Source organism: Chelatococcus asaccharovorans (assembly GCF_003201475.1).
Lineage (GTDB): Bacteria > Pseudomonadota > Alphaproteobacteria > Rhizobiales > Beijerinckiaceae > Chelatococcus > Chelatococcus asaccharovorans.
The window spans coordinates 187,688-201,266 of the sequence record NZ_QJJK01000005.1 but is presented as its reverse complement, the minus strand read 5'-3'; the positions used below and the strand labels follow the sequence as shown (position 1 = coordinate 201,266).

The window sequence follows — 13,579 nt, the reverse complement described above, 5'->3', positions numbered from 1 at the left end:
GGGAGGCGCTGCGACTTTGCTGGGAAGGTTAATCGCGCCTTAACCGCCGGGCCTTAGGCTGAAGGCTGTTAGCGTGGCTTTTCCGGGTCCCACTGCGATATGCGAACATTACGCCGGCCTTCGTCCCCTACCGACGGTCTCTCCGACGCCCTGCGCCGTTTTTTCGCGCGGCGCGCCGTGGAGATGGTCGGCCTCGCCTTGCTGGGCGTCGCGGGCGCAACCGCACTCGCGCTGGCCACATGGTCGGTCGACGACCCGAGCCTGACGCATGCAACGAGCCAACCCGCGGTCAACCTGCTGAAGCTGCCCGGGGCAATCACCGCAGATCTCGCCATGCAGGTCTTCGGCCTCGGCGCCATCGCCTTCCTTTTGCCGGTGGCGGCCTGGGGGCTCGGCCTCATGACGCGCAAGGCCCTGCCGCGCCTGCCCTTGAAGATCGGCCTCTGGCTCCTCGGTGGCGCTGCCGCCGCGGCCGTTGCCAGCGCTTTGCCGTCTACCGCGCGCTGGCCGCTGCCGACAGGCCTCGGCGGCGTGGTGGGGGATGCCCTCGTGTTCGCGGCGCGGGGCATCATTCCTTTCGGGGGCGGCCCGGAGCGTGCGCTGGTCGCCCTGATCTACGCGGGTGTCGCCATCCTCGCGCTGACGGCCGCCTGCGGCGTCGGCCTCGCCGATGACCACCTCGACAGTGCGGACGAAGATATCCGCGACGATGCGGCTGACAATGACGACGATGCCGATGGCAGCAGTGAGCCGGGCTGGGGCATCATTTCGCTCGGCGCCATCGCCCACAGCGTGATGGCGACGAAGGCGGCCCTCGCCCGCCGTTTCGCAGCGCCGCGGACGTCGTCCCGGCAGCGCGACGAGCCCGCGTTGGCAGCGGCCGGCGCACCGCGGCGGGCCGCTTCTCCCTATCCACAGTATGACGACGTGGACGACGGCGACGACCCGCGCTTTGCGACCGACGGAGATTTCGTGCCGGATGTGCTGCCGAGCCGCGTCGCGCCGCGCGCGCCCGCCCCCAAGCCGGGCCGGCGGCTGGCGCGGGAGGCGCAGCCCTCCTTCCTCGATTCCGAGCACTACCAGTTGCCGCCGCTCGGCTTGCTGGCCGAGCCGAAGAAGACGCTGATGCCGGTCTCCCCGGAGGCGCTTGACCAGAATGCGGCGCTACTCGAAGGCGTGCTCACGGATTTCGGCGTGCGTGGCGACATCGTCAACGTGCGTCCCGGCCCGGTCGTCACGCTGTACGAACTCGAGCCGGCGCCGGGGACGAAGTCATCCCGCGTCATCAGCCTCGCCGATGATATCGCGCGCTCGATGAGCGCCGTTTCCGCGCGTGTCGCCGTCATCCCCGGCCGCAACGCGATCGGCATCGAGCTGCCCAATGCCAAGCGCGAGACCGTCTTCCTGCGCGAGCTGCTGGCCTCGGAGGATTTCGAGAAGACCAAGCTGAAGCTGGCGCTCTGCCTCGGCAAGACGATCGGTGGTGAGCCTGTCATCGCCGAACTGGCACGCATGCCGCATCTGCTCGTCGCCGGCACCACCGGCTCGGGCAAGTCGGTCGCCATCAACACCATGATCCTGTCGCTGCTCTATCGGCTTAAGCCGGAAGAATGCCGCCTGATCATGGTGGACCCCAAGATGCTCGAACTCTCGGTCTATGAGGGTATTCCGCATCTCCTCACGCCCGTCGTCACCGATCCGAAGAAGGCCGTCGTCGCCCTGAAATGGGCGGTCCGGGAGATGGAGGAGCGCTACAAGAAGATGTCGAAGGTCGGTGTGCGCAACATCGACGGCTTCAACGCGCGCGTCGCCGAGGCCAAGGCGAAGGGCGAGGTCATCACCCGCACGGTGCAGACGGGCTTCGACAAGGAAACGGGCGAGGCGGTCTATGAGGAAGAGCTCATGGATCTCGAGACGCTGCCCTATATCGTCGTCATCGTCGACGAGATGGCTGACCTGATGATGGTCGCCGGCAAGGAGATCGAAGGCACGATCCAGCGTCTCGCGCAGATGGCGCGCGCGGCCGGCATCCATGTGATTCTCGCCACGCAGCGGCCGTCGGTCGATGTCATCACCGGCACGATCAAGGCAAACTTCCCGACGCGCATCTCCTTCCAGGTGACGTCGAAGATCGACAGCCGCACAATTCTGGGCGAACAGGGCGCCGAGCAGCTCCTGGGGCAGGGCGACATGCTCTATATGGCGGGCGGTGGCCGCATCATGCGTGTCCACGGTCCCTTCGTGTCCGACAACGAGGTCGAGAAGATCGTCGCCCATCTCAAGCGCCAGGGCCGGCCGCAATATCTCGACGCGGTCACGGCCGGCGAGGAGGACGGCGGCGAGGCGGGCGGCGACGGCGCCGTGTTCGACAAATCGTCGTTCGGCGCGCCCGGCGGCGATCTCTACGACCAGGCGATCGCCATCGTGCTGCAGGACCAGAAGGCCTCGACCTCCTACATCCAGCGCCGCCTGCAGATCGGCTACAACCGCGCTGCCTCATTGATGGAGCGGATGGAGAACGAGGGTATCGTCGGCGCGGCCAACCACGCCGGCAAGCGCGAGATCCTGATGGAACGTGGCGATCGCGGCCTCGACGACGATGACGAGCGCTGAGCGGGCCGGCCGGAGATGCCGCGGGCAGACAGCGATTGCGCGCCAACCGTCAGCCGAAAGCTGACTGGACACTCAGGCGCTTATCCGTCCCGCTTTCGCCATAACGCAGGTTTATGTGAAGGTTCTTGGAATCTGTCGTATGATTCACGATCTAGAGGGCATGACCGGTCCGTCGGCCCCTATCTTCGGGACGATGGGGCATCGCTTTGATGCCGGGCAGTGGCGCGGATGATGATATGAAGCGTTTGAGTTACAGGACATTGGCTGTTGTGGCGGCTTTCGCGGCCGGCAGTGGCATGTCCGTTGCGCAGGCGCAGAACGATCCCCTGACACGCTTTCTCGACGGCATGTTCAACAAGACGCCAGCGGAGGCGCCCGCGCGGGCCCCCGCTCCGCCGCGGGCCGCGCCACCAGCAGCGCCCGTATCACCGGGCGGTGGCAATGTGGCCGCTCCGCAAGATGTGCCACAGGTCACGCCGCCTGCAGCTCCTATCCAGGCCGCGTCCGGCGGACCGCCTTTGCCGCCGCGCCGGCCAGCCGCCTTGGGAGGCGGTGAAGGCGGATCGATCCAGCCGGTCACGACGGCTGCTCCGGCGCCCCCTGTGGCTCCCGCCACGGCGCCGGTCGCGTCGATTGCATCGGCAGCCGCGCCACGTCCTGCTGTTAATACGGTGCCGACGAATCAGGCGGCCGCCATCGAGCGCGTCAACGCCTATGTGAACAGCATCGATACCTTGACGGGGCGGTTCGTTCAGTATGGGGGCGATGGCCGCCGCGCCGAAGGCACGCTCTATATCCAGCGTCCCGGGCGCCTGCGCTTCGCCTATAATCCGCCCTCCACCCTCGAGATCGTGGCGGATGGCCGCTCCGTCGCCATCCGCGATTCCAAGCTGAAGACCAACGACGTCTATCCCATTGGCCAGACGCCGCTGAAGTTTCTCCTGAAGGATCGCTTTGACCTGACGCGTGATACCAAGGTGCGCGCGGTGGATATCGGCAATGATGGTGTGGTGACCGTCAGTTTCGAGGACAGTGCCACGATCGGCGGCACCTCGCGCATCACGCTACGCTTCGATGCCCGCAACAATGCCTTGCGGCAATGGACCGTTGTCGATCCCCAGGGCTACGAGACATCGATCGCGCTGTCCGACCTGCGCTTGGCGAGCCGCGGCCAGGGCGTCGAATAGAGCGCTTTCCGATCAATGTGAATCGGCCGATTCACCGGCCGCGATACGTTCCTGCGCATCGGGGCGCGGTAGCCGACCCTGAGCACCGTTGGAATGGTGAACAGTCCGTGCGGTAACCGAGATAGATCTGGCCGTTGCGGCTCAGGCAGAGCCGCCGACATCACGTTCCGCGAAGATTGTCCATCGCTCGCCCAGCACCACCAACCGGCGCAGGCCGACGAAAGCTGCCGGTTTGCGGCGGGCGCAATTTTCTGCGAAAGCATCACCCGCGCATGGCAGCCCGCGCAGGTCTCCGTTGTTCGGCTCGCCCTGTCGCTGGACCGCAGTGCGAACCGCTCAATTTCCTGCTGGCCGGCGTCTCGGCCACGACAAGCCGAAAGCCGGGGCATGAAGCTCGTTGTCACCTCCTGGAACGTCAATTCCATCCGCATGCGGCTGGACCATGTCACCCGCTTCCTGACGGACCAACGCCCGGATGTCCTGTGCCTGCAGGAGACGAAATGTCCGGACGACCGCTTCCCGTCAGCGGCCTTCAAGGCGCTTGGCTATCATCACATGGCGATCAACGGACAGAAGGGCTATCACGGCGTCGCGGTGCTCTCGCGGCTTCCCTTCACATCGACCAACGTCATGGGCTTCTGCGACAAGAACGATTCGCGGCATATCGCGGTGACGCTGGGCACCGGCGCGAAGGCCGCCGCCGGCGTGACCATTCACAATTTCTATGTGCCGGCCGGCGGTGATATCCCGGATCCCGCGCTCAATCCGCGGTTTGCCCACAAGCTCGCTTTCCTTGACGAGCTGATGCAATGGCAGGACCGAGCCAAGCCGACGGCCTCGCCCAGCATTCTCCTCGGTGATCTCAATATCGCACCCTACGAGGCCGATGTCTGGAATCACAAGGCGCTGCTCAATGTGGTCAGCCACACGCCGATCGAGACAGCCCGGCTGGAGGAATTTCGCCAGACGTCGGGCTTCGTCGATGCGATCCGCCAGCTCCGTCCCATCCCGGAAAAGGTGTTCACGTGGTGGAGCTACCGCTCACCGGATTGGGCCGCCGCCGACAAAGGGCGCCGCCTCGATCACGTCTGGGTGGCACCGGCGCTCGCATCAAGCGTAACGGACAGCAGCATTTCACGTGAAACGCGTGGCTGGGAGCGGCCGTCCGACCATGTGCCCGTGTCGATCACGCTTGACCTGTAGGATCACCGCGATCCGGCGCGATGTCGGCGGCATCGATGCTGTCGCGCACTGCGCCGAGTTCACTGGAGAAGGCGACGAGCCGGGCTGCGATGGCAGCGTGGAGCGCGCGGGTGGACGCGGGGAACTCGCCGAGCACACGGTGTACGAGACTGCGCTGCAATTTCATGACGCTGGATGGCTCGCGCGCGATGGCCGTTGCCGGGCGGATACAGTCCGTGAGGAGCGCGGATTCGCCGATGAGTGTTCCTGGCCTCGCGACGTAGTCTGCGGGGGCGCCATTATCGCGCGCGTCGAGCGCTATCGCGCCCGAGACGACGATATAGCCGCCGTCCGCATCGTCGCCGCGCCGGAACAGCACATCGCCCGCTCGCAGGATGCGCGTTTCGGCTGCAAAGGCGAGGAGACGCAGGCCATCCGGCTCGATCAGGGAGAGGAGCGGTACCCGGCTCAACGTTTCGAGGTCGTCGTTCAGTCCCATGCCCGCGCCGCCTGCAAATCTTTCCTGATCCCGTGACGACACGGCCATACCGGGTCATACCATACGTGTCGGGCCCACCACAGCGCGGGGGCATGATCCAGCAGGGCCGGCTACGGGATGAGCTTGTATCCGCCGGCCTCGGTGACGAGGATCCGCGCGTCCGAAGGATCTTCCTCGATCTTCTGCCGCAACCGATAAATATGTGTTTCCAGCGTGTGGGTCGTCACGCCCGCGTTGTAGCCCCAAACCTCCGCCAGGAGCGTGTCGCGGCCGACGACCTTCTGATCCGCCCGATAGAGAAAGCGCAGGATGGCGGTTTCCTTCTCGGTCAGCTTCAGTTTCGAGCCGCGCGCATTGACCAGGAGCTTGGCGCTCGGCCGGAACGTATAGGGGCCAATGGAGAAGACGGCGTCCTCGCTGGCTTCGTGCTGGCGGAGCTGGGCGCGGATACGGGCAAGCAGCACCGCGAATTTGAACGGCTTCACCACATAGTCGTTGGCCCCGGCTTCCAGGCCCTGCACGGTATCGGCATCGCCGCCGAGCGCGGTGAGCATGATGATGGGCGCGCGGAAGCCGCTTTCCCGCATGATCTTGACGGCATCGCGCCCATCCTTGTCGGGCAGGCCAACGTCCATGATCACGAGATCGATCCGGTTGGCAGTGACGGCCGCGATGGCCTCCGTGGCATTCGCCGCAGTTGCGACGGTGAATTCCTCAACAAGCGCGAGCTGCTCCGCGAGGGTTTCGCGAAGGTCCTGCTCGTCGTCCACAATCAGGAGGTGGCGAGCACTTGGCATGTGGGGGGATTCCTTAGAGTGAGGCGACGGAAGGATCGAGGCGGGGAAATTGTTGTGTGGAGAGCCGTTCGGGAAGGGCCGTATTGCCGGAATCTGTCTTGCGGGAACGTGTCTTGCGGGAACGTGTCTTACAGGAGTTTGTCTTGCAGGAATTTGTCTTGCAGTAAGTTGTCTTGGAATTGGGAAGGATCGAGATAGACAGGGACAAGGCTCCTTTACACCGGCAGCACCGTGGAATTCCTAGTGGAGTGAATTTGACATTCGGTGCCCGCTCGATGGCGACCGCGAGACCGCATGTCAAATTCGGAAATTCCACTCGAATCATTAACATCCCAGTGGTTCTCCTGTTTCCAACATTTGCCCGCGGAGCCGATACGAATGGGATGCAAATGTTGGAAACGAACCACTAGACTATGTACGCCTCAAGCACCAAACAAGTGCTGAAGCGGCCCAGCGCCGCTTGTCTGGGCTCCTGATGGCATGAAGCGCACAACAATTCACGTTCTCCACGTCCACGGATCCCCGCTCGACCCCGCGCGCGGCGTGATCGTTGCGGGCGCCCTGCGTCTGCCCTGTGCCCTTGGGCGCTCCGGCATCGCCACCGTGAAGCGCGAGGGGGACGGCCACACGCCGCGCGGGCGCTTCCGGCTCAAGTGCCTGACCTACCGCGCTGATCGCGGCCCACGTCCCCGCTCGAGCCTCCCCATGCGGGTGACGCGCCGGGATGACGGCTGGTGCGACGCGCCGGGAGATCGCCGCTACAACTGCCCGGTCGTCCTGCCCTATCCCGCGAGCGCTGAGGCCATGTGGCGTGACGATCACCTCTACGATGCCGTTATCGACATCGCCTGGAACCGCGGACCGCGGATTCCCGGGCGCGGCAGCGCCATCTTCCTGCACATCGCCCGTCCCGGCTTCAAGCCCACCGAGGGCTGCGTGGCCGTTGACGCCAAGGCCATCCGCCGGCTTTTGGCCGTGATCGGCCCTGATACCATCCTCGCCATCCATTGACCGGTACCATCCCGTGACATCCATGACCCCCGCTACGCTTCTGTTCGATCTCGACGGCACGCTGGTGAACACCGATCACCTGCACTACAGCGCTTTCCAGGACCTGCTGGGCGATTTTGATCGCACGATGGAGTGGGACGTGTTCGAGCGCGATGTCATCGGACGCGCCAACGCCGACATCATGGCGGGCCTGTTCCCTGCACTCTCCCCGGCGGAGCAGGAGCAAATGGCGGCACGCAAGGAGGCCTTGTTCCGCAGCAAGGTGCAGGATCTGGAACCGACACAGGGGCTACCCGACCTGCTGGACTTCGCCCTTGCACGGGGCATCGGCTGCGCCGTGGTCACCAACGCACCGCGCGACAATGCCATGCTGCTCCTGAAGGGCCTCAGGCTCGAGGCACGCTTCGAAGCGGTGGTGATTGCCGACGAATTGCCCGCTCAGAAGCCTGATCCCCTGCCCTATCTCACCGGGCTCAGGCTCTTGAAAGGTGACGCACGCCGGGCACTCGCCTTCGAGGATTCGCGCTCCGGCGTCACGGCCGCCGCCGCCGCCGGCATCCTGACGGTCGGCCTGACGACCTCCCTCGGTGAAGCGGCGCTGATGGAGGCCGGGGCCTCCCTCGCCGTTGCGGATTTCAAGGATCCGCGTCTCAACGCTTTGATCCGCGACCATCTCGGGGTCAGCTAACCGCCGAGGTCCCGTCTTTCAATCAGCCTGCTCCAGCTGGCTGTTGAAAAACGGCTGTTCGAGCCGCCCACGTGTCATCCCCGGCGCGATTGGCAAAGCCGATCGCGGGAAGGGGACCCAGAACTATCAAAGCTTATGCCATTTCCCTGGATTCCCTTCCCCTCGGGCCTTGCGGCCCTTGGCCGGGAATGACACCGCCCGGACATGACATCCCTCGGCACATGCTGAGTTTTTCAACAGCCTGCTAAAGAGGCGGGCGGTGTCCGAAGATGGCGCTGCCGACGCGCACGTGCGTCGCACCCAACATGACTGCCTGTTCAAAATCGCCGCTCATGCCCATGGACAGGAGCGGCAGTCCGTGATCATGAGCGAGCTTGGCGAGCAGGGCGAAATGGGGCGAGGGCGGCTCATCGGCGGGCGGGATGCACATCAGTCCCTCGATCTTGAGGCCGTGGTGATCGCGCAGGCGGGCGAGAAAGGCACCGAGCTCTGCGGGGGCGATGCCGGCCTTCTGCGGCTCCAGGCCCGTGTTGACCTCGACGAGGAGGCGCGGCCTGCGACCGGTGGCCGCTTCCTCGCGCGGAATTTCCTTGGCGAGCGCCGCCGCGAGCGATTCGCGGTCGACCGTGTGGATGACGTCAAACAGCGCGACCGCCTCGCGGGCCTTGTTGCTCTGCAGGGGGCCGATCAGATGAAGCTCGACATCCGGATACCGCTCCCTGAGCGCCGGCCATTTCGCCTTGGCCTCCTGGACGCGGTTCTCGCCGAAGACGCGCTGGCCGGCTTCGAGCACGGGCAGAATGTCGTCCGCGGGAAATGTCTTGGAGACGGCGACCAGCGTCACGTCGGCGGGCGCGCGCCCTTCCTCGCGGGCGGTGCGCGTAATCGCATCGCGAACCGCTGCAAGCCGGCCAGCCGCCTCGTTCCCGGAATGCGTATCAGTGGACGATGCGCTTGCCATGATGCTCCCCTGAGAAACCCTTCACTGAATCCGTCTTTGTCCATCCGGCCACAGAGGGCGTTAAAAGGCGGCCCATTGTTGACCGCTTCCCTCATTCGTGTCCTAGTCCGATCGACCTCGGTGAGGCAATGCTGCTACGTCGCTTTTGCTGCGTACGGCATCTTTCCCAGCCGATTCCCTTCATTTTCCGCTCCCTCAGGGAGCGAACGACCGGACCGACGACAGCAATGAGCGTGGAGCGTTACAACCCGAAGGAAGCCGAGCCGAAATGGCGCCAAGTGTGGGACGAGCGTCAGCTCTTCCGCACCGATAATGCGGATCCGCGCCCGAAGTACTACGTGCTCGAGATGTTCCCTTATCCTTCGGGACGCATCCACATGGGCCATGTGCGCAACTACACCATGGGCGATGTGGTTGCGCGCTACAAGCGCGCCAAAGGCTTCAACGTGCTGCACCCCATGGGCTGGGACGCCTTTGGCATGCCCGCCGAGAACGCGGCCATGGCCAACAACGTGCATCCCCGCGAATGGACCTACGCCAATATCGCGACCATGCGCGACCAGTTGAAGTCCATGGGGCTGTCGCTGGACTGGAGCCGCGAGATCGCCACCTGCGATCCCGCCTACTATCGGCACCAGCAGCGCATGTTCATCGATTTCCTGAAGGCCGGGCTCGTCTCGCGCAAGACCGCGCGCGTCAACTGGGACCCCGTCGACCATACCGTGCTCGCCAACGAGCAGGTTATCGACGGCCGGGGCTGGCGCTCGGGCGCGCTGGTGGAGCAGCGCGAGCTCACGCAGTGGTTCTTCACCATCACCCGCTTTGCGCAGGACCTGGAATCCGCGCTCGACGGGCTGACGCGCTGGCCGGACAAAGTCCGCATCATGCAGAAGAACTGGATCGGCCGGTCGGAAGGCCTGCTGGTGCGTTTCGCGCTCGAGGGCGGCGACATCCCGGAGGTGCAGGTCTACACGACGCGGCCGGACACCTTGTTCGGCGCGAGTTTCGTGGCGATTGCCGCTGACCACCCCATCGCGCGCAAGGCGGCCGAAGGCAACCCGGACCTCGCCGCCTTCATCGAGGACTGCAAGCGCACCGGCACCGCCCAGGAAATCATCGACAAGGCGGAGAAGCGTGGCTTCGACACCGGCCTCAAGGCCGTGCATCCGTTCGATCCCAACTGGAAGCTGCCGGTCTATGTGGCCAATTTCGTGCTGATGGATTACGGCACGGGCGCCATCTTCGGCTGCCCGGCGCACGACCAGCGCGACCTGGATTTCGCACGCGCCTACGGCTTGCCGGTGAAGGCGGTCGTGCGCCCGGAAGGGGCGGACGACGATTTCGCGGTGAGCGACACGGCCTACGACGGCGACGGGCGGCTGTTCAACTCGGCCTTTCTCGACGGCTTCGGCATTCCCGAGGCGAAGGAGGAGGTGGCGAAGCGCCTGGAAAGTCATGAACGCGACGGCTTCCCGGTGGCCGAGCGCAAGGTGAATTATCGCCTGCGCGACTGGGGCGTCTCGCGGCAGCGCTACTGGGGCTGTCCGATCCCGATCATCCACTGCGAGAGCTGTGGCGTCGTCCCGGTGCCGGAGACGGACCTGCCCGTGACGCTGCCGGAAGACGTCAGCTTTGATGTCCCGGGCAATCCGCTCGACCGCCATCCCAGCTGGAAGCATGTGGCCTGCCCGAACTGCGGCAAGCCGGCGGTGCGCGAGACCGACACCATGGACACCTTCGTGGATTCGTCGTGGTATTACGCGCGCTTCACCGATCCGTTCCTGGAAACCGAGCCCACGGACCGGGCGGTGATCGATCGCTGGCTGCCGGTGGACCAGTATATCGGTGGCGTGGAGCACGCGATCCTGCATCTCCTCTACTCCCGCTTCTTCATGCGGGCCATGCGCGCCACCGGCCATTCCGGGCTGGATGAGCCCTTCGCCGGCCTGTTCACCCAGGGCATGGTCGTACATGAGACCTACCGTGGCGCCGATGGACGGTGGCTGCAGCCCTCCGAGATCCGTATCAGCACGGAGGGCGGTGCACGCCGCGCCATCGAGCTGGCGAACGGCGCGGACGTCGAGATCGGCTCGATCGAGAAGATGTCGAAGTCAAAGAAGAACACCGTCGACCCCGACGACATCATCGGCACCTTCGGTGCGGATACCGCGCGCTTCTTCATGCTGTCGGATTCGCCGCCGGAACGCGACGTCATCTGGACGGAAGATGGCGTGCAGAGCTCCCACCGTTTCGTCCAGCGTGTCTGGCGTCTCGTGAACGAAGTGGCCACCATCACGGGCATCGTGAAGGACGATGAGGCGGCGACCGAGCTCGATGCCGCCTCGCTCGCACTGCGCAAGGCCGCGCATCGTGCTCTGGCGACGGCCGGGGACGACATCGAACGCCTGCGCTTCAACCGCGCCGTGGCCCAGCTCTATGAACTGACCAATGCCCTCCAGGCGGCGGCCGTCGGTGCGCGGCAGGCGGCGGAGACCGGCGGCATCGAGGACATCTCGGCCGACATGCGGTTCGCGCTTTATGAGGCGGCGACGATCCTCGTGCAGCTCGCGGCCCCAATGATGCCGCATCTCGCCGAAGAATGCTGGTCGGTTCTCGGCTATACCAATCTCGTCGCCGAAACCCCGTGGCCGGTGGCCGATGATGCTCTCCTCGTCGAGGACGAGATCACGCTGCCGGTGCAGGTCAACGGCAAGCGCCGCGGTGATGTGACCGTCGCCCGTGACGCGGATACAACAACCGTGGAGGCTGCCGTTCTCGCGCTGGAGGCCGTGCAGCGTGCCGTTGAGGGGCGGCCGATCAAGAAGATCATCGTGGTTCCGCAAAGGATCGTGAATGTCGTCGCCTGACGTGAAGCGTCGAGCACCGCTTCTCCCCGTTGTGCTCACCCTGGCCATCGCCGTGTCGCTGGGCGGATGTTTTCGTCCGCTTTATGGAACGACATCCGCCGGCACGTCGGTGCGGTCGGATCTCGCCGCCATCGAGGTCGCGCCGATGGCCGCAGGCGTCGGCCAGGAGCGCATGGCGCACTATCTGCGCAACGATGTCGTGTTCGCGCTGAGCGGTGGTGCGCCCCCCGGCGACAAGCGCTACCGGCTGGAGTTGACGGCGTCCGAGCGCGTGCAGACGGCCATCGTCGATTCCTCGACCGGAAACGCGCAGTCCGCCACGCTGATCGGCACCGCGAACTATATCCTCAGGCCATATGCCGGCGGCGATCCCATCTTCACCGGCAAGGCCGTCGCCTCCGCGTCCTACGACCGCAGCCCGCAGCGCTTCGCTTCGCTTCGCGCAGCCCGCAGCGCGGAAATCCTGGTTTCCAGGCAGCTTGCGGAACAGATCAAGACGCAGCTCGCAGCCCGCTTGACCAATCGTCAGGTCGCGGGCCACTGACCGCGGATGGTGGCGGTCAAGGCCAGCGATGCCGAAAACGTGCTGCGGCGGCCGGATCTCCGCGCCGCCGTGGTGCTCCTCTACGGGCCTGATGGCGGGCTCGTCTCCGAGCGCGCCCGCGCGTTGGCGGAGCGCTGCGTCAGCGACCCGGGCGACCCCTTCCAGCTCGTCAAGATGGACGGCGACGACATCGCGGGCGATCCTCTGCGTCTGGCGGACGAGGCCAATACCATCGGGCTGTTCGGCGGCAAGCGCGCCATTCGCGTCAGGGTCGGCAGCCGCAATCTCGCCCCCGCCGTGGCGACGGTGCTGACCACGCCGCCTGAAGATGCCATCATCGTCATCGAGGCGGGCGAACTTCAGAAATCCTCGCCGTTGCGTGTCCTCTGCGAGAAATCCCCGGCGGCGCTCGCGATCGCCTGCTATGCCGATGACGCCCGCAGCCTTGCGGCTTTGATCGACAGCAGCGTCAGGGACGCCGGCCTCACCATCGGCAGCGAGGCCAAGGAGCATCTGCTCGGCCTGTTGGGGGCCGACCGCGGCGCGACGCGCGGCGAGATCGACAAGCTCGTGCTCTATGCCCACGGAAAGGGCGCCGTCACGGTCGAGGATATCGAGGCTGTCATCGGCGATGTCTCGGCCCTGGCCATGGACGCTGCCATCGACGCTGCCTTCGCCGGCAACCTCGCCGAGCTTGACCGAGCCTTTACCAGGCTCATGGGCGAGGGCGTGGATGCCGGAACCCTGTTGGGCTACGCGCTGCGGCATGCGCTGGCCCTGGCGCAGGCGCGGGTTGGTGTCGATCGCGGGGCGCCAACAGCGGCCGCCGTCAAGACGATCCGCGGCCTCTATTTCAAGCGTGAGAGCGCGGTGGAGCGGCAATTGCGGGTCTGGACGACGCCCATGCTGCGCGGGGCGGTTGTCGATCTCGGCGCCGGTGTCGCGGCGACGCGCCGGCAGGCAGGCCTTGCCAGCGAGCTGGCGCTGAAATGCCTGTGGTCGGTGGCGCTCGCGGCGCGGCGCGCCGCACGGCGGTAAGCGTCGGCCGCCGTTCTACCCCCACCCCTTACCCCTCCCCGCAAGGGGGAGGGGAGCGGCAGCCCTGGCGGTCTCAGGATTAAGCGCGGCGTGTCGTGAAGCGGACGGTGAGCCGGATGCCGTGTTCAGAAAGCGCAACGTGGGAAACGCCCCTCCCCCCTGCGGGTAAGTTACAAGGGGTGGGGGACGTAC

General features: G+C 65.6%; 11 protein-coding genes. 8 read left to right on the top strand and 3 right to left on the bottom strand.

Going from position 1 to position 13,579, the window contains the following annotated elements; translation table 11 throughout:
- Positions 1-99 precede the first annotated feature (99 nt).
- From C7450_RS13125 to xth, 3 genes are all read left to right on the top strand, one after another.
- Positions 100-2,613, top strand: a complete 2,514-nt coding sequence (locus C7450_RS13125) for an FtsK/SpoIIIE family DNA translocase (protein WP_110374903.1) — start codon at positions 100-102, stop codon at positions 2,611-2,613.
- Positions 2,614-2,849: 236 nt separating this feature from the next.
- Positions 2,850-3,800 carry an outer-membrane lipoprotein carrier protein LolA gene (locus C7450_RS34885; RefSeq protein WP_170147236.1) on the top strand — a complete coding sequence of 317 codons (951 nt, stop codon included), beginning with the start codon at positions 2,850-2,852 and terminating at the stop codon, positions 3,798-3,800.
- 387 nt (positions 3,801-4,187) lie between these two features.
- Positions 4,188-5,003, top strand: a complete 816-nt coding sequence (gene xth / locus C7450_RS13115) for an exodeoxyribonuclease III (protein ID WP_110374901.1) — start codon at positions 4,188-4,190, stop codon at positions 5,001-5,003.
- On the opposite strand, the gene C7450_RS13110 is transcribed toward xth, so the two are convergent.
- Positions 4,987-5,481, bottom strand: a complete 495-nt coding sequence (locus C7450_RS13110; RefSeq protein ID WP_110374900.1) for a cyclic nucleotide-binding domain-containing protein — start codon at positions 5,479-5,481, stop codon at positions 4,987-4,989. The genes xth and C7450_RS13110 overlap by 17 nt on opposite strands.
- Before the next feature lie 110 nt (positions 5,482-5,591).
- Positions 5,592-6,278, bottom strand: coding sequence for a response regulator transcription factor (locus C7450_RS13105; protein WP_110374899.1), 687 nt, complete (start codon positions 6,276-6,278; stop codon positions 5,592-5,594).
- Between the two features lie 480 nt (positions 6,279-6,758).
- Between C7450_RS13105 and C7450_RS13100 the strand changes: the two genes are divergently transcribed.
- Both C7450_RS13100 and C7450_RS13095 read left to right on the top strand, forming a co-directional pair.
- Entirely contained in the window at positions 6,759-7,289 is a 531-nt protein-coding gene (locus tag C7450_RS13100; RefSeq protein WP_110374898.1) for a L,D-transpeptidase family protein, read from the top strand.
- Between the two features lie 22 nt (positions 7,290-7,311).
- Positions 7,312-7,977, top strand: coding sequence for an HAD family hydrolase (locus tag C7450_RS13095; RefSeq protein ID WP_110374897.1), 666 nt, complete (start codon positions 7,312-7,314; stop codon positions 7,975-7,977).
- 244 nt (positions 7,978-8,221) lie between these two features.
- Here C7450_RS13095 and C7450_RS13090 read toward each other — a convergent pair whose 3' ends face one another.
- A complete protein-coding gene (locus tag C7450_RS13090; protein WP_110374896.1) occupies positions 8,222-8,938 on the bottom strand; it encodes a YggS family pyridoxal phosphate-dependent enzyme in 717 nt (238 codons plus the stop codon).
- Positions 8,939-9,165: 227 nt separating this feature from the next.
- Between C7450_RS13090 and leuS the strand changes: the two genes are divergently transcribed.
- From leuS to holA, 3 genes are read left to right on the top strand one after another with little or no spacing between them, the layout of a single operon-like run.
- Positions 9,166-11,805: a leucine--tRNA ligase gene (gene leuS, locus C7450_RS13085; RefSeq protein ID WP_110374895.1), complete on the top strand. Its 2,640-nt coding sequence runs from the start codon at positions 9,166-9,168 to the stop codon at positions 11,803-11,805.
- Positions 11,792-12,349 carry an LPS assembly lipoprotein LptE gene (gene lptE / locus C7450_RS13080; RefSeq protein ID WP_110374894.1) on the top strand — a complete coding sequence of 186 codons (558 nt, stop codon included), beginning with the start codon at positions 11,792-11,794 and terminating at the stop codon, positions 12,347-12,349. Before leuS ends, lptE begins: the two co-directional genes overlap by 14 nt.
- Positions 12,350-12,355: 6 nt before the next feature.
- Positions 12,356-13,387 carry a DNA polymerase III subunit delta gene (holA, locus tag C7450_RS13075; protein WP_110374893.1) on the top strand — a complete coding sequence of 344 codons (1,032 nt, stop codon included), beginning with the start codon at positions 12,356-12,358 and terminating at the stop codon, positions 13,385-13,387.
- The last annotated feature ends 192 nt before the right edge of the window (positions 13,388-13,579 follow it).

Coding starts and splice junctions, on each gene's coding strand:
- C7450_RS13125 (WP_110374903.1), top strand. CDS start 100: ATGCGAACATTACGCCGGCCTTCGTCCCCTACCGACGGTCTCTCCGAC.
- C7450_RS34885 (WP_170147236.1), top strand. CDS start 2,850: ATGAAGCGTTTGAGTTACAGGACATTGGCTGTTGTGGCGGCTTTCGCG.
- xth (WP_110374901.1), top strand. CDS start 4,188: ATGAAGCTCGTTGTCACCTCCTGGAACGTCAATTCCATCCGCATGCGG.
- C7450_RS13110 (WP_110374900.1), bottom strand. CDS start 5,481: ATGGGACTGAACGACGACCTCGAAACGTTGAGCCGGGTACCGCTCCTC.
- C7450_RS13105 (WP_110374899.1), bottom strand. CDS start 6,278: ATGCCAAGTGCTCGCCACCTCCTGATTGTGGACGACGAGCAGGACCTT.
- C7450_RS13100 (WP_110374898.1), top strand. CDS start 6,759: ATGAAGCGCACAACAATTCACGTTCTCCACGTCCACGGATCCCCGCTC.
- C7450_RS13095 (WP_110374897.1), top strand. CDS start 7,312: ATGACCCCCGCTACGCTTCTGTTCGATCTCGACGGCACGCTGGTGAAC.
- C7450_RS13090 (WP_110374896.1), bottom strand. CDS start 8,938: ATGGCAAGCGCATCGTCCACTGATACGCATTCCGGGAACGAGGCGGCT.
- leuS (WP_110374895.1), top strand. CDS start 9,166: ATGAGCGTGGAGCGTTACAACCCGAAGGAAGCCGAGCCGAAATGGCGC.
- lptE (WP_110374894.1), top strand. CDS start 11,792: ATGTCGTCGCCTGACGTGAAGCGTCGAGCACCGCTTCTCCCCGTTGTG.
- holA (WP_110374893.1), top strand. CDS start 12,356: ATGGTGGCGGTCAAGGCCAGCGATGCCGAAAACGTGCTGCGGCGGCCG.